We start from the raw sequence: 8,242 nt of genomic DNA on the forward strand, positions 1-8,242 counted from the left end.
ACTGCGTTCGCGTCTCGAACGTTCTGTCCGGATTCTTTTTCGCGTCGTTCTGTGAGCGAGCGCCTAGCGTTCGTGTAATAGCTGAGTCGAGGAGACCGTCTGGCTGTGCTCCTGGCAGACGTTCGCGCTGACGCGTAGGGAACCTGAAAGCTTGACGCTGAAGAGCTGTAAGTTGGTACGGCACTGCCTCCTGAGCTTCGGTGGAAGTGATAGCCACCGGTCTTGCTATTGCGATGTCCACCACTGGAGTCTAGTCCTCCCGAATGCCCAAATGCATGACTGCAACAAGCCAGGGATATCAGTGCCCAATAGCAGCTCCGATAACATAGCCCACCGACAGAATGAGGGCTGCGAGGATGATTGCCATCGCGATGTTGTTGTCCTTGATGAGTTGCCATTCATCCACCTTCGTAGTCGAGAGATCGAACATTTTCACCGCGATAATGATCCCAAGCCCCATGGAGATTGATCCGGTAATTGCCCATCCAAACGTGATAAGATAGGCCTCGAAAATTTCCGCCATCGATTAGGTTCCTTGTGCTCGACACTGCGATCGCAACGGGACGAGCCGAAATTTTGGCCATTCAAGTCCCTGCGATTCACGACTATAGAATAGCCTTCCCCCGAATGTCACGGGGGCACCGCCCCCCCCAAAGTCCAGCGTTGGCGAGTGTTGCTTTTCGCTACTAAAGGAGGTTCAAAATGACAAAACTGACCGACCGGTAGCCCCGTCGGTGACAGGCGGTAGGAAAGTCACGTGTCGGGCGAGGTTTTTCGCACTGCGCTTGCGGGGGTCTGCCACACAACGTGACCGCCGCTTCCGATTCGGATTGAAACGAAGACGCCACCTAACACGATCGCGATCAAACTCATTCCGCAAACTTGCCATCGCTTCACGTTCGATGAACTACCCCAGGAATACGCGACGGCAGGTGTCGAATGAACGATGCTTTTCGGCAGAAATCCTATCTTGGTGAATCATTGCGTCCTGGTGTGGAGGTTCGCTAAAAGTGCCGCTGACGGCGTCGTCGCAGATCGTAAACCTGTTCTGGAAGTTCAGCAGATCAACCAGACCGCAACGGTTTAGCGCTTGTTCGCGATGAAGGAACGGGCGTTCTGAAAGGCTGCGGCCGAAGTTGAGCAATCAAAGTGACCGACTAGAATCGGAGACTACAACATTGCTACTGCATCCAGCGTTGTCGGGAAAACGACAAGCATCCACCCCCCTAGCACATGTCGCGTTAGCGACGTTTGGTGCAAGATCGAATGAGCGTTAAAGGAAATTCATGAGACTTCTGCTCGCATTAGGTCTGCTAATTTCGGCCACCGCTGGTGCCGCCGATCTGCCGCCACTCGTCTTCAAGGCGAGTAGTCCGACAATCGAACCAGCGCGCCGTACGTGGACGGATAGCTCAGGGACACGAGCAATCGTTGCCTCGTTGATCAGAGCGGAAAAGGGCAAGCTGCTGCTGGAGCGGGTTGATGGCAATCGGTTCATCACAAACCCCGACCACTTGAGCGTCGCTGACCGGGCCTTTGCCGTCCACGCCACTGCACCAAGAGTGAACCAATCAGCGAATATCGCAATCGGTTTCGTGACGTCGATCATGGATGGCGACACCATCCAGTTGCGGACCATCGCGGAAGAAAACATCACAATTCGGCTGGATGGGATCGATGCGCCAGAGCAAGGTCAGGATTTCGGTAATGTTGCCAAAGACTTCCTGGGTAGTCGCATTCATGAAAAAGTGGTCCGCGTCGAACTCCGCGAAAGGGACCGCTACAATAGGAACCTTGCGGATGTGTATCTCGGGGACACTTGGCTGAACCTGGAGTTGGCACGAAACGGACTCGCCTGGCACTACAAAAAGTACAACGAAGATCAAAGGTTTGCGGACGCGGAGAGTGAGTCGAAGGCTGCACGCCGTGGCCTTTGGTCGCGAAACGACCTGGTGCCACCCTGGGACTTTCGGAACGGTGTGACAGCGGCGCCGAAGCGGCCTGCGATGGCGAACATCGAGCAGGCGATCCCTGCACCATCCATCCGCACGACAGATACCACGGTGTACATCACCGACACCGGCACGAAGTACCACCGCCAATCATGCCGGTATTGCAGGAAGTCTTCGTCTCCGATCCCGCTCAGTCGCGCGATCAGCGCTTACGATGCCTGCAAGGTTTGCAAGCCACCGAGCAAGTGATTTGGGATACAACGTCCAGGTAAAGCGAAACGAGCACTGGCTGCAATTCGAGAACAGGTTTGAAAATGAAGCGTGCTTGGAGTCTTGGCGTTGGCTTTTCGGCTCAACTCGGCAGCCTCCTGATCGATCAGGGATTTATTGTCCTCCGCATCTCTCAACATTCGTGCCATCGGTGCTGGCTGGCCGGAACGAGGTCAGATTTTTCAAACTTTCTCAGTCGATCCGTCTACCTCTCGTTTTCGGTCGTGAGATTTGCAGGCTTCCTTTACGAGCGCCGGGCCTCGCGATGCGAAAGGCTGGCTGCTCGGTCCGCGCGTGGCGGCCGTGATTCTCTGGCCTGCGTGTGGGCAGCCTTACTGTACTGTGATTGTTGATGATGGCCATGATGCCACGCCGCCAGTTTAGCCTTGCAGCGTTGCTTCTGGTCACGGCTGTCACTGCCATTTTGTTTGCCGCCGGATCCCGTCACGCGCGACGGCGGGCGGCGACAATTGCGACTTACGATGCGCAGAAGATCGCTACCGATCAGGCGATTGAATCATTTGCCGAAACACTGATCTCCGAAGGATGGGCCGTTACCAACTCGTCCGTGCGCCAGGGTGGTAGCGGGGAATGGCGGACACGTGCGATGCTGAGTTGCACGCAGCCCGGCCAGCCAAGTGTTCTGTGCAATGCTTCTGTGATGGGTTTTGTATCGCACGACGACGCTGATCGACCAGACTGGCTTCACATTCTTCCCATGCGACTCTCGTCACACCGTGGGAAGCTTGACGACCGATTCATCGCAGTACTCGTTTCGACGCTCGAAAAACACCAGTGGCAATACACGGTGCAGTCCAGTGAATAAATCGCAAAGGCTTCGTTATCTGGCATCCGCGATCGAGGGTTCGGGCGCCAAGGCCAACGACGCCTACGGAATCGACGCGCATGAGAGCCAATTGGCGGATCGTCACGTCGTCGCACTCGCTGGATGGGCTGATCTTCAATTCTTGATCGCCAATTTTTCACGCATCACCAATTTTTCTCTGCCGCTGATCTGCGAGTTTGGACGACTTACCGACCTCGCGATCGGTGGCACGCGAATCACGGATTCGGCCATTCGATCAGCCAAATTCCCGGACTCGATCACCCATCTGTCGCTCTCCGATATCCCGCTGACGGAATCCAGTGTGGAGAACATCCGGTAGGATGGGGGCAACTTTTGACTTCGGCACAGCAGCGTGCGATCATCTCGACTTTGAAGCTGATCCGAGAACATCCAAACTACGCGCACGACCGACACGAGATTGATTCGGCGATTCAGGATCTGTTTGTCGCATCGAATGTGAAGTGATCAAGCCGCACGCCCCAGTAGCGATGCTGGACTTATGGATCGACAATCCCCGGTTGCGATCGGTGGATCGCAACCGTTCCCCGCATGAAGGACGCTCGTCGCCGTGGTGCTGAAACGCGAAACGAACGTCTTCACCCAATTTGTCGCGGTTGTGCTGCTTGCTCCGGTGTTCTTGCTGATCATCCCGCTGCTGCTCGCATGGCTTGTCTGCATGTTGGTCTATGGCGCCGCGCTGACTTTCATCGTTTGGCTGCTGTGGGGCGCCCGGGGGATCGACACTTTGGTGGTCTATTCCGACAGCCCACATTGGCGTGACTACATGACCGATTCGGTGATCCCTCGACTCCAAGGTCGTGCCATCATTCTGAACTGGTCTGAACGTCGGCACTGGCGGACGCTTTCCCTGCCGGTCGCTGTTTTCCGCTTCTTCGCAGGCGATCGCGAATACAATCCAATCGTGATTGTTTTGCGACCGTTTCGGTATCCACAGGCGTTTCGCTATTGGCAACCGTTTCGTGATCGCAAGCACGGGAATCTTGCGGCACTGCAAAAAGTTGAGTCGTCTCTCGACGCGTGCCTGCACCGCAATACCTCCAAGGGTGAATAGTTTCATCCGACGTTTGACCACACGACGTTTGCTGCTCGTCACTGCGATCGTCGCCGGCTGTGCGATCGTGATCAGATTGCTCGGGTGCTAGACGGTGTACACTATCGAACTTTCCGTCTTTCTGGTTTCCAGCATCTGGTCGAAAACAATGTTGTATTCAGCTCTGTGTTTGCTCGTCCTGATCGGAAGTCCATCACGAATGCAGTTCGAAGGCTCCGCTCAGCCCGAACTTGATTCAACCATTGAACCGGGCAAAGGAGATGACGAAAAGCGAATGTTGTATCTGCCGCTGTACAGAGGCCCCGTCCATCGGCAGCGGAAGTCAATTCGGGCATTGACGCCCCGTCATAGCGCTCGTGGCAATTGGATTTGTTGCCGCGTCGAAAGTGCAAGCGGGAAGTGGAAGCGGTCGCAACCTGTTTGAAAAGTACCAACCACTGGTGCTAGCGACCGCGCTTTCGCTGACCCAATTCATATTCATTGTCCCGGTTCTCGTCTGCGTTTTTGCCCCCACCCTTCGGCTATGAAGCGCGGCTTGAGTTGCCTTACCACAGCCGGACGGGGGATATCCGTTCGTAGCCCGCGTTTGGATCCTAGGCCTGGTTGTTTTGTTTGCGGGTGGCTTGACCGGATGTCGGGGGGATTGAGGAGTCGAGTACGAGGACCGCGATGCTGAGCGGGTGTACGAAGATGATCGGCTGCTAGAGTTCGGACGCTGGCGCGTCCTTGGACGCCGACAACATCACATTGCCATCGCTTGCCGACGAAGCGGTAGCCAATCCGGAATCGACCGCAGCCACATTCGGATAATGGGTTCTTAAAGACGAGCGATCAACAATTGTCGTTTCTTTCTTCGCCCTCGCTCGAACTCTCTCCCCCCGCAAACCGCTGCGCGGCGGTGGCGAGATGACTTGAATCGCGACACGGATGGATCACTCGTTGCTTACGAACCGCCCACCAGAACGACCACGCTCATGGGAACTTCTCAACACTGCTGGCGAACGCGGATCGCATGGTTTTTCTATGCTTCGTTGTGGGCGGTTTTTGCGATGATTCAAGGACTGGTCACTTTTACGCGTTTCGGTGAAGAATCAGTGATCCCAGAACATGGTCCAGACCTGTTTCTCGCCATGATCGTCCTTTCGACAATCTGCTTCTGCTCATTCGCATCGTTGTTGACGGCACTTTTCGCACGCAAATGGCGATTGTCGCTCGCATCGGTAGTCACGTCGTTTTTGCTTTTCGGCTGGCTTCTCCTATGATCCTCTGTTTGCCGAGTCGGCCTGTGGCGAAATCGGGGGAAGCGTACCGCTTGCCGTGAGCGTGATCGTAAGACGTCGAGTTGGGGCACTCGGGTATGGGGGCACTCGAGTACGGGGCACTCGAGTACGGGGCACTCGAATACGGGGCACTCGTTACGCGAAGCGAAGCAGTCTGCATGCACCGCTTGATCGAGTCGAGTGCCCCCCTTTTGTTGGGGGGGCGCTTCGTGGTCTCTCTTACATTGCTAGTGATGGATTTCGCCATCGTCAGGAAGTGAATCATGACCGTTCCGCTGAAAGACCAACCGGGAGACGAGTTTGGCGACCGTCCGGGCGGCCGCGTCAACCAAGTCGTCGTGAAGCTTTGCATTTTGCTGTTCCTGTTATCAGGGCTGGCGACGGGCGTCGCGCTGATCGCGATGAGTCTCGCTCCCGTGTTCGGCCGATTCTGGGAATTCTGGAAGTGATGATCCCGTCTTTCGTGTGCGGCCTGACCTGCCGCCTGACCTATTGCTTGACCTATTGCACAGCGCGGTCCAATCGCCAGACCGTCACTGAATTCAACTCACCCCATGGTCGAACCATCTTGCGTGCGGGGATGGCAGTGCGTTGGATGGCGAAATATGGTTTGAACCGCTGTCGTGGATGGCGTGTTCGGTCCGCGATGTCCATTCTCTCGAAACCTCTGGTGCTTGCATGAGTCCTTCTCGACGGATCCTGGAATCGACTTTGGCGTTTGCTGCGGTTGTTTATGCCACGTCATGTTTGTGCGACAGCGTCGGGTATTCACGCGACCCGATCGAATCGGCGAAGCTAGAAATCAGCGCCGAGGCGGACGTGATTCGTGATCTACTCGTAATCGAAATGATGCGTCAGTCACCGGTACACTCATCAACCTATAGAGCTGATTTCGTCCGCCTTTTGATCGGCAAGGTTTCTTCGCCTTTTGCAGGCGGCATCAGTTGTACCGACTCGCTACGTTTGCAGCACGACCGCACCGTACGCTACCGAGAGCGGCCTACCCATCCTCAAACGCCCGGAACCCCATCGGAGGGGTGGTGTCGGCGAGAAAGCCGGATTTGTTGGATGGCCCCTCTGCCGAGACGTTGCAAACCCCCTAGTTTTTCATTAAATTCGAAAAGCCGGAACGTATTTCAATCGTTACAGTCGGAGCATATTCGGCATGCTTGTCGCAATATCTTTGCAACCAAACCTGTTTTGAGGACACCAACGTGCTTCACCATCGCCTTTGCTTTTTTGCTGCCCTGGCAGGCTTAGCGTTTGCAACATCCGTCTGTCCAGCCGGAGTAATCCCCGTCGATCTAAACAGCGGTTGGGCGCTCGCCGGCCCAGCAGGCAATGGTAATTGGCAGGTGGCACTGGACGGAAAATCTGTTTTGCAGACGACTAATGGGAATCCGACCTTTTTCGTAAGCGACGCTGATTTGTTTAACACCAACATCGTCGGCAAATTCGGAGTTGAAACCGGCGCTGATGATGACTTCATAGGGTTCGTTTTCGGATTCCAGTCCGCCGATGATGGCACTGGAATCGACAACGATTTTTTGCTGTTCGATTGGAAGCAAGCTAACCAGAGTGCAGCTGAGGAGGGATTTGCTCTCAGTCGAGTCCAAGGAACGAATACGGAAGTCGGGGACAAATTTTGGAATCATGACGTCGGCAATCCCGCATTCGATGTACTTGCGACCAACCAGGGTCCCACCCTGGGGTGGGCCGACAATACGGTCTACGATTTCGACCTGCTCTACACGGCCAACCGAATTAAAATTGACGTGGGTGTGGCAGGGGGGGCCTTGCAAACGATCTTCGATATTAATGGCAGTTTTCAGTCAGGACGATTTGGTTTTTATAACTACTCGCAGAGTGCCGTCCGCTATCAAGGGTTCACAGAAGAAGCCGTCCCACCGCCAAGTGGAGCGGTTCCCGAGCCAAGTACGATCCTCACGTTTGCCGGAGTCCTGTTTGCAGGGATGATCCAGCGTCGGCGTCGACAGAACGTGAGTCCTGCCTCGCGTCTGCGGAACGTTTAGTCGTTTCGCACGCCTCCAAAGCTGGCTAGGATTCACTCTGCGGTCAACGGTTCAAATGTTGCTGTTGCTGTTGCTGATGCCATCGAGTTCGGTCAGCCAAGAATCAGGACTTATCTGAACCGTTGCCTTGCGCATTCCGCAGATGATTGGCAGTAGGTGGTTACGGCGCAGAGATACCGACCATATCCGTCGGTATGGTGGCATTGGTGCTTTCGTCGGCACTCGCAATACGTGCGACGTCTCCGCAGCTGGGGGAACAACCAAGGGTTTGATTTCGGCGGAATCAGCGTCCTTCCGAGGGTGTTCGGTCCGCGATGTCCATTCTCTCGAAACCTGTGGTGCTTGCATGAGTCCTTCTCGACGGATCCTGGAATCGACCTTGGCGTTTGCTGCGGTTGTTTATGCCACGTCATGTTTGTGCGACAGCGTCGGGTATTCACGCGACCCGATCGAATCGGCGAAGCTAGAAATCAGCGCCGAGGCGGACGTGATTCGTGATTTGATCACTCGGCGGAATTCGGAGGTTTCGGTTCGCAGTGCCATGGATCCCTCGGTAGTTTCACTGGACAAGCAGATCGAAGAATTGCGGACGCACACCAATCTTCCGCCCTACTGGCCACGCGACAACGATCGCTTGCGAAACTATCGAGCGACTGGAAACGCACAACCAACCATCGATGCGTTGGTAGATCGTGTGCTGCTCCTAGAGGCCGAGGTTCGAGCGCTCAAGACGAAACAAAACGTCGGTGAGTGATTCGGTACGTGACGTAGAACGGCCTTTCTAGGCC

Annotated in this window: 7 protein-coding genes and 2 pseudogenes; 7 read left to right on the plus strand and 2 right to left on the minus strand. The window is 55.3% G+C overall.

Features of this window, described 5'->3' with window-relative positions; all coding sequences use genetic code 11:
* Nucleotides 1-209: 209 nt before the first annotated feature.
* Nucleotides 210-302, minus strand: a pseudogene (locus K227x_RS31595) (YHYH domain-containing protein); the annotation flags it as partial.
* Nucleotides 299-523 (minus strand): DUF350 domain-containing protein, encoded by a 225-nt coding sequence (locus tag K227x_RS14475; protein ID WP_145170497.1) that lies wholly within the window; start codon nucleotides 521-523, stop codon nucleotides 299-301. The pseudogene K227x_RS31595 and the gene K227x_RS14475, both read right to left, overlap by 4 nt.
* 763 nt (nucleotides 524-1,286) lie before the next feature.
* Here K227x_RS14475 and K227x_RS31600 point away from each other — a divergent pair.
* From K227x_RS31600 to K227x_RS14505, 7 genes and pseudogenes are all read left to right on the plus strand, one after another.
* Nucleotides 1,287-1,535, plus strand: a pseudogene (locus K227x_RS31600) (SHD1 domain-containing protein); the annotation flags it as partial.
* A 27-nt stretch (nucleotides 1,536-1,562) separates the two neighbouring features.
* Nucleotides 1,563-2,201: a thermonuclease family protein gene (locus K227x_RS14480; protein ID WP_246146810.1), complete on the plus strand. Its 639-nt coding sequence runs from the start codon at nucleotides 1,563-1,565 to the stop codon at nucleotides 2,199-2,201.
* 839 nt (nucleotides 2,202-3,040) lie between these two features.
* Entirely contained in the window at nucleotides 3,041-3,388 is a 348-nt protein-coding gene (locus K227x_RS14485; protein WP_145170501.1) for a hypothetical protein, read from the plus strand.
* A 249-nt stretch (nucleotides 3,389-3,637) separates the two neighbouring features.
* Nucleotides 3,638-4,141 (plus strand): hypothetical protein, encoded by a 504-nt coding sequence (locus tag K227x_RS14490; RefSeq protein ID WP_145170503.1) that lies wholly within the window; start codon nucleotides 3,638-3,640, stop codon nucleotides 4,139-4,141.
* Nucleotides 4,142-5,684: 1,543 nt separating this feature from the next.
* Nucleotides 5,685-5,870: a hypothetical protein gene (locus K227x_RS14495; RefSeq protein WP_145170505.1), complete on the plus strand. Its 186-nt coding sequence runs from the start codon at nucleotides 5,685-5,687 to the stop codon at nucleotides 5,868-5,870.
* A gap of 765 nt (nucleotides 5,871-6,635) precedes the next feature.
* Complete coding sequence (locus K227x_RS14500; protein WP_218934013.1) at nucleotides 6,636-7,454, plus strand: PEP-CTERM sorting domain-containing protein; 819 nt, start codon at nucleotides 6,636-6,638, stop codon at nucleotides 7,452-7,454.
* A 346-nt stretch (nucleotides 7,455-7,800) separates the two neighbouring features.
* A complete protein-coding gene (locus K227x_RS14505) occupies nucleotides 7,801-8,208 on the plus strand; it encodes a hypothetical protein (RefSeq protein ID WP_145170509.1) in 408 nt (135 codons plus the stop codon).
* Nucleotides 8,209-8,242: the final 34 nt, after the last annotated feature.

The organism is Rubripirellula lacrimiformis (genome assembly GCF_007741535.1).
Lineage (GTDB): Bacteria > Planctomycetota > Planctomycetia > Pirellulales > Pirellulaceae > Rubripirellula > Rubripirellula lacrimiformis.